Origin of the sequence: Hydrogenophaga sp., assembly GCF_030656115.1 — a bacterium.
Taxonomy (GTDB): Bacteria; Pseudomonadota; Gammaproteobacteria; order Burkholderiales; family Burkholderiaceae_C; genus Hydrogenophaga.
The window spans coordinates 1-13,531 of sequence record NZ_JAUSOO010000007.1 but is presented as its reverse complement, the minus strand read 5'-3'; the positions used below and the strand labels follow the sequence as shown (position 1 = coordinate 13,531).

Here is a 13,531-nt window from a genome sequence, read left to right as displayed (position 1 = left end):
CCCGTCCAGGGCGCTGGGGGCATCGGCCACTCCAGTTGCGGCTTCCGTGTGAGGAGCAGCGCCTGGCCAGTCTGGGGCAGATGGATTCAAGAGTTTGGTGGCAGCCCGTGGTTGGCGCACACCCCAGCAAAGTGCTGGTGTTGAGCCAACTGAAGTGCTCAACAGCCCATATTGTCGCATGCTGGGATAATCTTGGGTTCAACGCCCATTCGGGCCGCATATTCCTGAGGCAAACACAGCAATGGCTCAATACGTCTTTTCCATGAACAAGGTCGGCAAAATCGTGCCGCCCAAGCGCCAGATTCTCAAGGACATCTCGCTCTCCTTCTTCCCCGGCGCCAAGATCGGTGTGCTCGGCACCAACGGCTCGGGCAAGTCGACGCTGCTCAAAATCATGGCCGGCATCGACAAAGAGATCGAGGGCGAAGCGATTCCCATGCCGGGTATCCGCATCGGCTACCTGCCGCAAGAGCCCAAGCTCGACCCCGAGCAAAACGTGCGCGAAGCGGTCGAATCCAGCATGAGCGGTGTGCGTGCCGCACAAAAGCGCCTGGACGAGGTGTACGCGGCCTACGCCGAAGAGGACGCCGACTTCGACGCCCTGGCCGCCGAACAGGCCCAGCTGGAAGCCATCATTTCCACCGCCGGCACCGACAGCGAGCACCAGTTGGAAATCGCGGCCGACGCATTGCGACTGCCGCCTTGGGACGCCAAGATCGGCCTGCTCTCGGGCGGTGAAAAGCGCCGCGTGGCGCTGTGCTGCATGCTGCTGTCCAAGCCCGACATGCTGCTGCTCGACGAACCCACCAACCACCTGGACGCCGAGTCGGTGGAGTGGCTGGAGCAGTTCTTGAAGCGCTTCTCGGGCACCGTGGTGGCCATCACCCACGATCGCTACTTTTTGGACAACGCGGCCGAGTGGATTTTGGAACTCGACCGTGGGCACGGCATTCCCTACAAGGGCAATTACTCGACCTGGCTGGAGCAGAAAGAAGCCCGCCTGGAGCAGGAGCAGCGCACCGAAGACGCGCGCACCAAGGCCATGAAGAAGGAGCTGGAGTGGGTGCGCCAGAACCCCAAGGGCCGCCAGGCCAAGAGCAAGGCCCGCCTGGCTCGCTTTGAAGAGCTGAGCGACGTCGACTACCAGAAGCGCAACGAAACCAACGAGATCTTCATTCCCGTGGCCGAGCGCCTGGGCAACGAGGTGTTCGAGTTCAAAAACGTGAGCAAGAGCTTTGGTGACCGCTTGCTGATCGACAACCTGAGTTTCCAGATTCCGGCCGGTGCCATCGTCGGCATCATCGGCCCCAACGGTGCGGGCAAGTCCACGCTGTTCAAGCTGATTTCGGGCAAAGAGCAGCCCGACAGCGGCGAAGTGAAGATTGGCCAGACCGTGAAAATGGCCGTGGTGGACCAGAGCCGCGACGACCTGGCGAACGAAAAGACCGTGTGGCAAGACATTTCGGGCGGTCTGGACATGATCACCGTGGGCAAGTTCCAGATGCCCAGCCGCGCGTACTGCGGCCGTTTCAACTTCTCGGGCGGCGACCAGCAAAAACGCGTGGGCAGCCTCTCGGGTGGTGAACGCGGGCGTCTGCATCTGGCCAAGACGCTGGCTGAAGGCGGCAACGTGTTGCTGCTGGACGAACCTTCGAACGACCTGGACGTGGAGACCCTGCGCGCGCTGGAAGACGCGCTGCTCGAATTCGCCGGTTGCGCGCTGGTGATCAGCCACGACCGTTGGTTCCTGGACCGCATTGCCACCCATATCCTGGCCGCCGAAGGCGACAGCCAGTGGGTGTTTTTCAACGGCAATTACCAGGAGTACGAAGCCGACAAGAAGAAGCGCCTGGGCGAAGAGGGCGCCAAGCCCAAGCGCTTCCGCTACAAAGCACTGGGGTGACAAGCCCACCCCCGCGCCGCGCCTGGCGGCGCGTCACCCCCTCAAGGGGGCAATGCCTGCGGGCCGGGAAACCCGGACCCGCGGCATTCTGCGAAAACTTCCCTTCCTTCGATCAGCGTTTTCTCCCATGACCAACGAACAAGTGCTGGCCGACACGCGCCATTGGATCGAAAAGGCCGTGATCGGTCTGAACCTGTGCCCGTTTGCACGGGCGGTGTATGTGAAGAACCAAGTGCGCATCGTGGTGAGTTCGGCGCGGCATCTGGATGCTTTTCTGGACGAGCTGGACCGCGAGCTGGATCTGTTGCAGGGCACACCGGCCGAAGAGGTGGACACCACGCTGTTGGTGCACCCCACGCTGTTTCCCGACTTCGAGGTGTTCAACGATTTCCACAGCGTGGTGGACGATGTGGTGGCTGAGCATGGGCTGGACGGCGTGATCCAGGTGGCCAGTTTTCACCCGCAGTTTCAGTTTGACGGCACCACGCCGGACGACGTGACCAACTACACCAACCGTGCACCTTACCCGACGCTGCACCTGCTGCGCGAAGACAGCGTGGAGCGGGCCATTGCCTCGGACGCGGGCGATGCCGAAAAGATTGTGGAGCGAAATTTGCAGACCCTGCGGGACCTGGGTGTGGCAGGCTGGCAAGCTTTGCTGCAAAAAAATTGAATTTCACAGCCTCAAAGGGCCCGTTTCCCTCTGTGTTTTTGGTGGTTTTGTCCCGCAACTGTGCCCATAATGCATGGCACATGTGCCTCTCAAGCATGGGGCGGAAAGACACCTAGCAGTATGGAACCCAGCCATTCTTCACAGGCGTTTGAAGCCTGTCTGACCGAAGCCCTCGCGCAAATGCGGGAGTGGGTACCGCGCTGGTTGTCTACATTGCACGAGACCTTGCACCAGCGTGAGGGTGTGGTGGTTCTCTTGACTGAAAAGCAGGCCATCGTCAAAGCCCGTTTGCAGCTCGAACGCTACCGCGAACTGATGGCGGCTCGATTCATCGAAGCGTTTGCTGCGTCGCTGCAAGACGCCCAGCGCACGGTCGGATTACCTGCTCGAGAATTTCGATCGATGAGGTTTGATGAGCTGGAGCTCATGGGCGATGAGCAGGTGCAAGAAACGGTGGAGTTTGCCCAGGTGCAGCAGGTCATCAAGATGGCTGCCGATGAAACATTGGTTGTACTCAACGCCCGCATGAGCCGTGCCCAGGGTTTGGATCGTGTCCGTTCGGAAGCCAATCCGTTGCGCACCGAGATGGTGGTGGCGGCACTGATGCAGGCGCTGAATGGTGTGCCTGTGGAGGCTGCAGTGCGCTCTCGCTGGCTAAAAACGGGTGCCGTGGCGCTGGCTGACGAATTGAACAGCATGTACATCCGACTGAGCGAGCTGCTGGACAGCATGGGCATCGTGCCTGCCGGTTACAACGTGATCCAGTCGCTACAAACCCGCTTTCCCTCCGGTGCTGGTTGGGGTTCTGCGGCATCGGGAAGGGCAGAATCCGCGCCCCATGCCCCGACATTGGGCAACAACGCCCTGTTGACCTTGGACCATTTGCACCAGTTGCTGGTGGGTCATCAGGAGCCAGGCAGCCACGATCCCACCCATCCGGCCGATCCCGCGGACCCGGTTCCACCCAGCATGAGCAATGGCATGGTGCGAACCCTGGCCGCCGAGGTGGTGACCTTGATGATGCGCAGTATTGCCGAAGACAGCCGCTTGCTGGCACCTTTGCGCAAGATGTTGGCTGGCATGGAGCCGGCCTTGCTGCATCTGGCCCGCAGCGACCCCCGTTTTTTTGCCGACCGGAACAACCCCGCCCGCCGGTTGCTGGACACCGTGACCGAGCGCAGCCTCGCATTCACCAGTGAGCAAAATCCAGGGTATGCGGCGTTTGCCAGCGAGGTGCAGGGCATTGTCCGTGCGTTGCATGCGCCCGGACCCGATCTCCCAGCCCGTTTTCCTGCGCTGCTGGAGGCTCTCAGCCGTTCACAAAGTGAGGCGATTGAGCCCGCACAAGTTCAGGCACGTGGCTTGGCGGTGCAGACCCTGGTGCGTGTGGAGCAGCGCAACTTGCTGGCCGAACGTGTGGTTGCAGAAATTGCGTCGCGCAACGATTTCGCGCGCGCGCCCAGTTTTGTGAGGCGTTTCCTGAGCGGTCCATGGTCCCAGGTGGTGGCCCAGGCACGCATCAATGCGGCGGCGCCATCGGCGAGCCAGACCCGTCTGTCTCCTACCGATTCGTCTGCCTCGCGCTACATGGACATCTTGCCCGACCTGTTGTGGTCGTCGCAGTTGGCCTTGGCCAGTCGCAACCGACCGCGGCTGATCAAAGCCATACCCAATGTGTTGCGAACGCTGCGGGAAGGTCTTGAATCCATCGACTACCCGAGCGAGCAAACCGAGTCCTTTTTTCAGGCACTGATGGATGTGCACATGGCGGCTTACAAAACGCCTCGCAACGAAACGCCGCCTGAGGCGCAGCCCAGTCGCCAGTTTGACGCCGAACCTGAGCCTTGGATGCAGCCCATGGAAGCCCGGAATTCGGGTTTCATAGACGATTTGGTGATGGACCCCAAGCCCGCTTTTGCGGATACGCAACTTTTGCCGCGGGATTGGGCTGACATCAAGGCCGAGATGGCGAACCCGCATGCCCAAGCGCTCCCCGTGGGGACGTGGGTTGACGTCTGGCAGGACGGCCAAGCTTTGCGCTGCCAGATCACTTGGGCGAGTCCCCATGGAACCATGTTTTTGTTCACAGGTGCGGACGGTCGATCACTTTCCATGACCCGGCGTGGTTTGGAGCGGTTGCTGGAGCAAGACCGTTTGCGGGTGGTTGCCGACCATGGTGTGGTGGACACTGCGCTGGATGCCGTGGCGCGTCAGGCGTGGATCAACAGCGCTAAGCAATAGCCCTTTGCGTTCCGCGTTTTGGCTGGCGCGGATCGGATCTCCCTGCTTGGCGTGCTCGCGCCTTGCAGGCCGCGTTACGCGCAGAGCCGCTGAGAGACGGCCCGCCTGCTGTATTCAACCCTTGCGTTGCAGCTTTTTTCTCACCAACTGGATGTTGTTGCGCAGGGCGTACAGCTCGTCGGTGTAAGACAGGGGCACCACGATTTTTTCGACCTTTTCTTCCATGGCATCGAGTTGCTCCAACAGGTCTTGCACCGGCGTGGCGCCATGGGGGTTGTTGCTTTCGTGGCGCTGTTCGATGTCGCGCAACTCCGCGTACCAGCGGAACACGCGCGAGCGGATGCGAAAGGTGTAGAGCGGGGGCACGATGCGTGAGAGTGGCAGCGCCAGCGCAATGATCAGACCCATGGCCAGCCACATGCGTTCAATGAGGTTCGCGATCCAGAACGGCAGGTAGCGTTGCAAAAATGGCGGGCCGCTCTGGATGGCTCGCACCGCCTCGGCTGAAACAGGCACCTCGCTGAGTTCCAGGCTGGGGTATTCGCGGGCACGGGTGAACCAGCCCGGGCGGCCATGCAGGCCGGTGGCGGTCTGTGCGAACAGTTGCAGGATGGCCGGGTGGGTCTTGGCGCTGGTGAGCAGGCTGGTGGTGGACGCCACCAGGCGCACGTCACTGGCAGGAATGTTGGCGGCCAGGTCCACCACGCCTTGCGGCATGACCACCGGGGTGAGGTAGCCAAAGCGGCGCGAATAAGCTTCGCTTTGCGCAAAGTCCATCAGCTTGATGCCCGGGGTTTGCAGCAGCATTTGCACCATGAGCGACTCGGGTGCCGAGGCGAACACCACCGCGTCCAGTTCGCCATTCAGAAACGCCACCGTGGCGGGGGTTTGTTCCAGTTCGCTGAGCTGGATCTGGCGGGTGTCGATGCGGTTGACGTCGAGCAAGGTGTTGAACAGCCGGGGTACCCCGCTGCCTGCGGTGCCCACGTTGACACGCCAGCCCTTGAGTTCGGCCAGGTTGGCCACGGTGCTTGTGTGGTTGAGCCGCAGCGCAGCCTCTTCGCGGTAAAACAGCCACAGGGGTTCCACGAACAGGCTTCCCAGCGAGGCAATGGATTCTTCGTCGTCATAGCCAATGTCGGCCGTACCGCCCTGTACAAAACCCAGGTCGGCCTGGCCGGTGCGCAGCAGTTCGAGGTTGGCTGACGAGCCTTCGGAGGGCAGCAGTTCGACGGTGATGCCGTAGCGCTGCAGCGCTTCGGCGTAGCGCTTGCCGAACTCGTCGTAAGCGCTTTGGGCCGGGCCGGTGGCCAGCACCACGCGCTGGGGCGGGTTGGGGTCGAGCCACCAGTAGGTGACCGCCAGCAAGGCGGCCGTGAGCAGGGCCACAGGGCCGATGGACACCGCCAGATCGCGCAGCGACAGCAAGGTGTAGCGTATGTTGTGGGGCATGCCGCTACATTAGCACGCCCTTTGCGGGTGGCACCTGGCCGCTGGCGGGTGGTGTACGGGCTGGTGGGCGATCGGCTCGGTGGTGTCTCAGGGCAGGGGCTGGATGTCCACCACGGTGTAGCTGCCGTTGACTTTGTCGGCCGTGAAGCGCACCCGGTCGCCGACTTCCAGCTTGCCCAGCAGGGCTTTGTCCTGCAGTTGAAACACCATGGTCATGGGGGGCATGTCCAGGTTTTTGATGTCGCCATGCTTCAGGCTGAGCTTGCCCGCAGCGGCGTCGATTCGGCGAATCTCCGCTTCGGCCCAGGGCAGGCCGTTGCTGGCGGTTTCAGTGGGCGCAGTGGGTGTGGCGGCTGCGGGTGTCTCGGTGGTTGCCGGGGCGCCGTGGGCGTGGTTGTGCGTTTGGGCCAGGGCCATGCCGCTGGCCAGCAGCAGGGCCAGCAGTGTGCTGGCGCGCAAGCCGTGCTGTGCGGTTTTCAAGGTATGGGGTGTGTTCATGGTTTGGTGTTCTGTGGGGGGGTGGGTCAGCCGCGGAAATACGACTGGTAGACGCGGCTGCTGCCGTCGGCCAGCACCAGCACCACGTCGTAAGGGTCTTTGCGGGTGCCGTATTCCGGGCCGTCCATGCCCGGGCTGCCCACGGGCATGCCGGGTACGGCCAGGCCAATGGCCTTGGGCTTTTCGGCCAGCAGGCGGCGGATTTCGCGTGCGTTCACATGGCCTTCCACGACGTAGCCGCCAATGAGCGCCGTGTGGCACGAGCCGTACTTGTCGGGCAGGCCCAGGCGCTTGCGCACCGCGGTGTTGCCGGTGTCAAAAATTTGCACCTGAAAGCCGTCGCGCTTGAGGTATTCCACCCAGTCGTTGCAGCAGCCGCAGTTGGGGTCTTTCCAGACCTGGAGAACCGGCAGGGCCGGGGTGGTTTGGGTGCTGCCCAGGGCGGGCAGCAGCGCCATGGCCGCCAGTGCGGGGGTGGCGAGCAGCAAGGAACGTCGTTGCATGAGGGGTCTCCAAAATGGGTTGAAAGCGGAGCGGTTCAGGCCGGGCGCACGCGCACGGTGCCGCGCATGCCGGCTTCAAAGTGGCCGGGTATGAGGCAGGCAAATTCAAAGTCGCCAGCGCGGTTGAAGGTCCAGACGATGTCACCCCGTTTGCCTGGAGGCACATGGGCCATGTAGGGCTCGTCGTGTTCCATGTTGGGGTGCTTTTTCATCATCTCGGCGTGCTCGGCCAGTTCTTCGCGGGTGCCGATGACGATTTCGTGCATCACCTTGCCCCGGTTCACGGCGCGCAGGCGCAGGGTTTCGCCCTCGCGCACGTCGAGGTGGCTGGGGCTGAACTTCATCTCATCGGTCATGCGGATCTCGACCGTGCGTTGGGCTTCCCTGGGCTCAGCGGCGATGCCCCAGGGCTTTTGTTCCTTCACCACCGGGCCGGTTTTCATGTGGCCGTCGTGGCGCTCGCCGTGGGCATGTGCGGCCACCATGGGCAGCAGGGGCAGGCCGAGCAGCAGTTGCTGAAAGCGGCGGCGGGTAGGGGTGTTGATTTTCATGGATGGTGTTCCTGTGAGTTCGGGTTCAGTGGTGAGCGCCATGGCCTTGCGGCTTGCGTGCGGTCGCGCTCGGTGTGGTGGTTGCGGTTTCGGTTGACGCTGTGCCGGGCGCTTGCACGGCTTGGGCAGTGGGCGTGGTCACTTCACGCGCCCGGGTGCCGGGCGGCTGCTGGTACCAGCCGGGGTCGGTGTAGTCGCCCGGCTTCTGGTCGGCGCGCACCTTGAGCGTGGTGAACATGCCGCCCATGCCAATCGGGCCGTAGGGGCCGGTGCCGCTCATCATGGGGAAGGTGTTGTGGGGCAGTTCCATCTCCATTTCTTTCATGTCGGCCATGCCGCGCTCGCCCATGACCATGTAGTCGGGCACGGCTTTTTGCAGGCCTTTGACCAGGCCGCGGTGGTCGGCGCCGATCATGGTGGGCACGCCGTGGCCCATGGCGCCCATGGTGTGGTGGCTTTTGTGGCAGTGCATGGCCCAGTCGCCGGGTTCGTCGGCCACAAATTCGATCTGCCGCATCTGGCCCACGGCCACATCGGTGGTCACCTCGGGCCAGCGGGCGGTTTTGGGCACCGGGCCGCCGTCGGTGCCGGTCACTTCAAATTCAATGCCGTGGATATGCACCGGGTGGTTGGTCATGGTGAGGTTGCCCACGCGGACCCGTACCCGGTCGCCCAGGCGCGCCACCAAGGGGCTCAGGCCGGGGTAGACGCGGCTGTTGAAGGCCCAGATGTTGAAGTCGAGCATGGTGTTCACCTGCGGCGTCATGCTGCCGGGCTCCACGTCAAAGGCATTGAGCAAGAAGCAATAGTCGCGCTGCACGTCGTCAATCAGCGGGTGTTTCTGCTTCGGGTGCGTGACCCAAAAACCCATCATGCCCATGGCCATTTGCGTCATTTCGTCGGCGTGCGGGTGGTACATGAAGGTGCCGGGTCGGCGCGCTTCGAACTCGTAGACAAAGGTTTTGCCGGCGGGTATGTAAGACTGGTTCAGTCCGCTCACGCCGTCCATGCCGTTGGGCAGGCGCTGGCCGTGCCAGTGGATGGTGGTGGGCTCTGGCAGGCGGTTGGTCACAAAAATGCGCACCTTGTCGCCCTCCACCACTTCAATGGTGGGTCCGGGGCTTTGGCCGTTGTAGCCCCACATATTGACCAGAAAGCCGGGGGCCATTTCGCGCACCACCGGCTCGGCCACCAGGTGGAATTCTTTCACGCCCTGGTTCATGCGCCAGGGCAGGGTCCAGCCGTTGAGGGTGACCACCGGGTTGTACGGGCGGCCCGCGCCGGTGACGCCGGGCGGCGTCCAGGGTGCTGCGGTGTCGGCACTGGTGTGTTGCACCGCTTCGGGCAGGGCGGCCAGGGCGGCGCGGCTGACGCTGGTGGCGGCCGCGGCGGTGGCGGCAGCGCCTGCGAAGAAGTGTCGGCGGTTCAGGGGTTGCGTCATGGTCAGTGTCCTTGGGGTGCTGTGCTGGCGCCGCCTGCGGGGGCGGACGAAATGCCAGGGCTCTGGTAGTCGCCACCGGCGAGCAGGGCTTGCCAGGCGGCGTGGGCCAGCCAGAAGTCGCGCCGGGCTTGGTGGGCGGCGTCGATGGCGGCCAAGCGTTCACGGGCTTGGGTCAGCAAGTCCCAGGTGCTTTGCAGCATGCCGTTGTAGCGCAGCAGGGTTTCTTGCTCCAGCGTGGTGTGCAGCGGCACCCGCACGTCTTGCGCATGGCGTGCGCTGGCGTGTTGGGCTTGCAGTTGCGCCCAGGCTTCGCGGGCCATGGAGCGGCGTTCGGTGGCGGTTTGCAGCAAGGCGGATTCGGCCTTGACGGCGCGCTCCAGGGCATGGTCGCGCAGCAAAGGCAGGTTGCTGATTTGCGGTGTGGTCCAGGGTGCATCCTGGCCTGCTGCGGTGTCGGTTTTGAGGGCTGCGTCGACCGCTTGGTGCCAAGCAACCAGACGCTCGGGCGGCACCGCGGCCAGCTGGCGGCGCGCCTCGGTACGCTGCCAAGTCAGCGTGGGGTGGCTGCGCAGCGCAGCCGCTTCCACGTCTGCCGGGCTGATGCCCGGGCCGGGAGTCACCTGTTCTGGCAACGCCGGCAGGCTGGGCGGCAAGCGCTGCAACAGCTCGGCCATGGCCGCGCCGTCCCACAAACCCAGCAGGCGGGCCAGCTGCTCGTCGGCGCTGGTTTGGGCCTGTTGGGCGCGCGCTGCGGCTTGCTGGGCGGCGGCTTCTTGCACCTGCTCACGCATCAGTTTGGCCTGGCTCCAGTTGCCCGCCTGCACCATGCGCTGGCCCAGGGCCACACCGGTGCGGGCGGCAGACAGCGCATCGGTCATCAAGCGCAGGCTGTGGCGGGCGGTGACGGCTTGCGTCCAGGCGCTGTGTACCGCCTGCACATGGGCCACATAGGTGCGTTGCACCTCGGCGCGTTCCAGCGCGTTCATGCCCGCGTGGGCGAACAGGGCGGGGCGCTGGCGCAGCGATATGCGCACCGCCTCGGCCGCGTCCAGCGCGGAGCCGGTTGACGCGGGTGTTTTGGTGGCCGGTGTTCCCGGGTTTTGGGCCTCCCAGCGAAGGATGTCGATGTGGCCACGGGGAAACTCGGCCACCTGTGCGTTGGCCTGCTGCCAGATGGCGCGGGCGCGCTCGATGTCGGTGGGCAGTTCCAGGGGCTGGGCGGGCGTGGCCGGCGGCAGCGCTGGCACGGTGACGGCGGGCACGGGTGTGGCCGGGTCGGCCGCGCGAAGGGCTGCCGACGGCTGGGCCAGCGCGGGTGCTGCGCACAGCAGGGCGGCCCACCAGAGGGGTGCGAACGGCACCCGAACGGACGGTCGATGGGGGCTGCCCGCTGGCGTGCGGGGCGGTAAAGGGCGCCTAAATACAGGCATGGGAATCTCCTGGCAAAACAAACCAGCGCCCGCCGCACAGACCCCATGGGGCTGCGGCAGACGCACTTCGGGCTTGAAGGCTCAGGAAATGGGTGGCTTGATGCCTTGCTGCAGCGCAACGCTGGCAAAGCGTTCGGCAGGCAGGGTCAGCAGGGTGTGGGCCTGCGACGCGTTGGTGGCCAGGGGCAGCGATACCACCAGGGCTGGGCCGTTGCACACGTCGCAGGCGCTGTGCTGGTGGTGGTCGGGTTGCGGGGCATCGACAGGGTGTGTGCCCATGCCGTGGGCGCTGTCATGCAGATCGGATACCGCGGTCACGGGCAACGGGACACCGCCAGCGTGGTCCGGGCAATCCGGGTGCGCATGGGTGCTCGCCGGTGGGTGTTCCGCTGTGGCCACCGCGCCAGCTGCAGGGTGCCCGAGCATGGACACCGCCATGGCATCACCCACCCAGGCGCGCAAGGGCAGCAGGGCAATCAGGAGGGCGAGCAACAGGTGGCGCATGGCTGTGGATGATAAAGGCGCCAGCGGAAAGTTCAGTGGGTGTGGGGTATTCCCACGGTCTGCGGCGCCTCGGCGTGTCGCTTCGGTGAGGCCTGTGCCAGCTCGGCCCGCGCCTGGCGCATGACGGAGAGCCCGGCTGTGAGCGCCAGCACGGCCATGACGGCGGCCACCGCCAGATCAGGCCAGGCGGCACCGGTGCCGAACACGCCGAGTGCGGCCGCCATGACCGCGAGGTTGGACAGCGCGTCGTTGCGCGAGCACAGCCACACGCTGCGCATGTTGGCGTCGCCGGTGCGAAACGCATACAGCAGCACCGCCACGCCCGCGTTGGCCAGCAGGGCCACAAAGCCCACCAGGCCCATGGTGAGTGGTTCAGGCACGCTGCCGCTGTGCAGCAACCAGCCGGCACGCGCCAGCACAAACAGGCCATAAGCAAACATGGTGGCACCCTTCACCAGCGCCGCCCGGCTGCGCCAGACCAGGGCCATGCTGAGCACAGCCAGGGACAGCGCGTAGTTGGCGGCATCCCCGGCAAAGTCCACCGCGTCGGCCAGGAGCGACACCGAGTTGGCTTGCAGGCCCGCCACCAGTTCCACGCCGAACATGGCCGCATTGACCACCAACGCGATCCAGAGCGCCCGGCGCCAGCGCGGGTCGATCGTGGGTGGGGCGGCGTTGGCCGGTGTTTCGGTGGAGCAGCTGGAGTGGCAGGCGCAGGCCATGGTGGGTGTCTTTCAGTGGGTCGGGTGGCAGCCCCGGATGGGGTATGTCATGATTTGAAACCTTGAAGCCACTTGAATGTCAAGCATGACCGCAGCGTCTGTATCCCCGGTGCCGCAACACCGTATTGGCGAAGCCGCCCGGCGTTCGGGTGTGAGCGCCGCCAACATCCGCTACTACGAGCGCGAAGGGTTGTTGCAGCCCCAGGCCCGGGCCGACAACGACTACCGCTTGTACAGCGATGCCGACATGCACCGTCTGCGCTTCATTCGGCAGTGCCGTGCACTGGACATGTCGCTGGATGAAGTGCGCACCCTGCTGGCGCTGGACCTGAACAACAAGGCCGATTGCGCCACCGCGAGCACGGCGCTGGAAGCGCACCTGGGCCATGTGCGCCAGCGTCTGGCCGAACTGCGCGCCCTTGAAAAAGACCTGCTGGCCCTGCGCAAGCGCTGCGACGGCTTGGACGGGCATTGCCACATCATTGAAGCGCTGCACCAGCGCGCCGACGAAGCGGTGCCGGCGGTGGCTGCGCCCGCCGGGCACCGCCATGTCTAGACGGTGCTGGTTTCGCTCAGTGCCCCAGAATTTTTGAGAGAAAGTCCCGGCTGCGCTCGTTTTGTGGGTTGTTGAAGAATTCGTGCGGCGTGTTTTGTTCGACGATCTGGCCCTGGTCCATGAAGATCACGCGGTCGGCCACCGCCTTGGCAAAGCCCATTTCGTGGGTCACGCAAATCATGGTGATGCCCATGTTGGCCAGTTCGATCATCACGTCCAGCACCTCTTTGATCATCTCTGGGTCCAGCGCGGACGTGGGCTCGTCAAACAGCATGATCTTGGGCGTGAGGCACAGCGCCCGCGCAATGGCCACGCGCTGCTGCTGGCCGCCGGAGAGCTGCAGCGGGTATTTGCCGGCCTGTTCGGCAATGCGCACGCGCTGCAACTGCTGCATGGCGCGTTCTTCGGCTTCCTTCTTCGGGACCTTGCCGACCCACATGGGCGAGAGCGTGAGGTTTTCCAGCACGGTCAGGTGCGGGAACAGGTTGAACTGCTGGAACACCATGCCCACCTCTTTGCGCACCTGGTCAATGGCCTTGATGTCGTCGGTGAGCTCGATGCCGTCCACCGTCAGGGGGCCCTGCTGGTGCTCTTCCAGGCGGTTGATGCAGCGGATCAGCGTGGACTTGCCCGAGCCCGAGGGCCCGCACACCACGATGCGCTCGCCTTTGGCCACCGACAGATCGATGTCGCGCAGAACATGGAAGGCGTTGCCGTACCACTTGTTGACTTTGTCGAAACGGATGATGGGTTCGGCGGTAGAGGATGCGGTCATGAGGTTGTTCCTTCTTGTGCGCGTTCAGCGGGCCTTGCTGCTGCTGAGCTGCTTTTCAACCCACAGGCTGTAGCGCGACATGGCAAAGCAGAAGGCGAAATAGACCAGGGTGATGAACAGGTAGGCTTCGATCTTGAAAGGGCGCCATTCCACGTCGGAGTTCAGGGCCAGCGACAGTGCGCCGGTGAGTTCGTACATGGACACGATGGTGACCAGCGAGGTGTCTTTGAAGATCGAGATGAAGTTGTTCATGATGCTGGGCACCACCATGGCCAGGGCCTG

13 protein-coding genes and 1 pseudogene are annotated in these 13,531 nt (G+C 64.2%); 4 read left to right on the top strand and 10 right to left on the bottom strand.

The window, feature by feature from the left end; translation table 11 throughout:
- The first annotated feature begins 241 nt into the window (after positions 1–241).
- From ettA to Q7J58_RS00770, 3 genes are all read left to right on the top strand, one after another.
- Positions 242–1,903 carry an energy-dependent translational throttle protein EttA gene (ettA, locus tag Q7J58_RS00780; protein WP_304822017.1) on the top strand — a complete coding sequence of 554 codons (1,662 nt, stop codon included), beginning with the start codon at positions 242–244 and terminating at the stop codon, positions 1,901–1,903.
- Between the two features lie 127 nt (positions 1,904–2,030).
- Positions 2,031–2,576, top strand: a complete 546-nt coding sequence (locus Q7J58_RS00775) for a DUF1415 domain-containing protein (RefSeq protein WP_304822015.1) — start codon at positions 2,031–2,033, stop codon at positions 2,574–2,576.
- Between the two features lie 120 nt (positions 2,577–2,696).
- On the top strand, positions 2,697–4,817 hold the full coding sequence (locus Q7J58_RS00770; RefSeq protein ID WP_304822012.1) for a DUF1631 family protein: 2,121 nt from the start codon (positions 2,697–2,699) through the stop codon (positions 4,815–4,817).
- Between the two features lie 114 nt (positions 4,818–4,931).
- Here Q7J58_RS00770 and Q7J58_RS00765 read toward each other — a convergent pair whose 3' ends face one another.
- The 8 genes from Q7J58_RS00765 to Q7J58_RS00730 form a co-directional block, all read right to left on the bottom strand.
- The gene (locus Q7J58_RS00765; RefSeq protein WP_304822009.1) at positions 4,932–6,269 is read right to left on the bottom strand and encodes a TAXI family TRAP transporter solute-binding subunit; all 1,338 of its coding nucleotides are present in this window, start codon (positions 6,267–6,269) and stop codon (positions 4,932–4,934) included.
- Between the two features lie 87 nt (positions 6,270–6,356).
- Positions 6,357–6,767 (bottom strand): copper-binding protein, encoded by a 411-nt coding sequence (locus Q7J58_RS00760; RefSeq protein ID WP_304822006.1) that lies wholly within the window; start codon positions 6,765–6,767, stop codon positions 6,357–6,359.
- Positions 6,768–6,793: 26 nt separating this feature from the next.
- Positions 6,794–7,270, bottom strand: coding sequence for a DUF411 domain-containing protein (locus Q7J58_RS00755; RefSeq protein WP_304822003.1), 477 nt, complete (start codon positions 7,268–7,270; stop codon positions 6,794–6,796).
- A 35-nt stretch (positions 7,271–7,305) separates the two neighbouring features.
- Positions 7,306–7,755, bottom strand: coding sequence for a cupredoxin family protein (locus Q7J58_RS00750; protein WP_304822023.1), 450 nt, complete (start codon positions 7,753–7,755; stop codon positions 7,306–7,308).
- Positions 7,756–7,846: 91 nt separating this feature from the next.
- Positions 7,847–9,250, bottom strand: coding sequence for a copper oxidase (locus Q7J58_RS00745; protein ID WP_304822020.1), 1,404 nt, complete (start codon positions 9,248–9,250; stop codon positions 7,847–7,849).
- Positions 9,251–9,264: 14 nt separating this feature from the next.
- The gene (locus Q7J58_RS00740; RefSeq protein WP_304822000.1) at positions 9,265–10,692 is read right to left on the bottom strand and encodes a hypothetical protein; all 1,428 of its coding nucleotides are present in this window, start codon (positions 10,690–10,692) and stop codon (positions 9,265–9,267) included.
- Positions 10,693–10,773: 81 nt separating this feature from the next.
- Entirely contained in the window at positions 10,774–11,196 is a 423-nt protein-coding gene (locus Q7J58_RS00735) for a hypothetical protein (RefSeq protein WP_304821997.1), read from the bottom strand.
- Between the two features lie 32 nt (positions 11,197–11,228).
- Entirely contained in the window at positions 11,229–11,918 is a 690-nt protein-coding gene (locus tag Q7J58_RS00730) for a cation transporter (protein WP_304821994.1), read from the bottom strand.
- Positions 11,919–12,003: 85 nt separating this feature from the next.
- Between Q7J58_RS00730 and Q7J58_RS00725 the strand changes: the two genes are divergently transcribed.
- The gene (locus Q7J58_RS00725) at positions 12,004–12,474 is read left to right on the top strand and encodes a Cd(II)/Pb(II)-responsive transcriptional regulator (RefSeq protein WP_304821991.1); all 471 of its coding nucleotides are present in this window, start codon (positions 12,004–12,006) and stop codon (positions 12,472–12,474) included.
- Positions 12,475–12,490: 16 nt separating this feature from the next.
- Here Q7J58_RS00725 and Q7J58_RS00720 read toward each other — a convergent pair whose 3' ends face one another.
- Together Q7J58_RS00720 and Q7J58_RS00715 are read right to left on the bottom strand one after the other, a co-directional pair.
- Positions 12,491–13,249 carry an amino acid ABC transporter ATP-binding protein gene (locus tag Q7J58_RS00720; protein WP_304821988.1) on the bottom strand — a complete coding sequence of 253 codons (759 nt, stop codon included), beginning with the start codon at positions 13,247–13,249 and terminating at the stop codon, positions 12,491–12,493.
- Between the two features lie 24 nt (positions 13,250–13,273).
- Positions 13,274–13,531, bottom strand: a pseudogene (locus Q7J58_RS00715) (amino acid ABC transporter permease); the annotation flags it as partial.

What these genes read in the sequence shown, in the direction of transcription:
- ettA (WP_304822017.1), top strand. Translation starts at nt 242, where the DNA reads ATGGCTCAATACGTCTTTTCCATGAACAAGGTCGGCAAAATCGTGCCG.
- Q7J58_RS00775 (WP_304822015.1), top strand. Translation starts at nt 2,031, where the DNA reads ATGACCAACGAACAAGTGCTGGCCGACACGCGCCATTGGATCGAAAAG.
- Q7J58_RS00770 (WP_304822012.1), top strand. Translation starts at nt 2,697, where the DNA reads ATGGAACCCAGCCATTCTTCACAGGCGTTTGAAGCCTGTCTGACCGAA.
- Q7J58_RS00765 (WP_304822009.1), bottom strand. Translation starts at nt 6,269, where the DNA reads ATGCCCCACAACATACGCTACACCTTGCTGTCGCTGCGCGATCTGGCG.
- Q7J58_RS00760 (WP_304822006.1), bottom strand. Translation starts at nt 6,767, where the DNA reads ATGAACACACCCCATACCTTGAAAACCGCACAGCACGGCTTGCGCGCC.
- Q7J58_RS00755 (WP_304822003.1), bottom strand. Translation starts at nt 7,270, where the DNA reads ATGCAACGACGTTCCTTGCTGCTCGCCACCCCCGCACTGGCGGCCATG.
- Q7J58_RS00750 (WP_304822023.1), bottom strand. Translation starts at nt 7,755, where the DNA reads ATGGTGGCCGCACATGCCCACGGCGAGCGCCACGACGGCCACATGAAA.
- Q7J58_RS00740 (WP_304822000.1), bottom strand. Translation starts at nt 10,692, where the DNA reads ATGCCTGTATTTAGGCGCCCTTTACCGCCCCGCACGCCAGCGGGCAGC.
- Q7J58_RS00735 (WP_304821997.1), bottom strand. Translation starts at nt 11,196, where the DNA reads ATGCGCCACCTGTTGCTCGCCCTCCTGATTGCCCTGCTGCCCTTGCGC.
- Q7J58_RS00730 (WP_304821994.1), bottom strand. Translation starts at nt 11,918, where the DNA reads ATGGCCTGCGCCTGCCACTCCAGCTGCTCCACCGAAACACCGGCCAAC.
- Q7J58_RS00725 (WP_304821991.1), top strand. Translation starts at nt 12,004, where the DNA reads ATGACCGCAGCGTCTGTATCCCCGGTGCCGCAACACCGTATTGGCGAA.
- Q7J58_RS00720 (WP_304821988.1), bottom strand. Translation starts at nt 13,249, where the DNA reads ATGACCGCATCCTCTACCGCCGAACCCATCATCCGTTTCGACAAAGTC.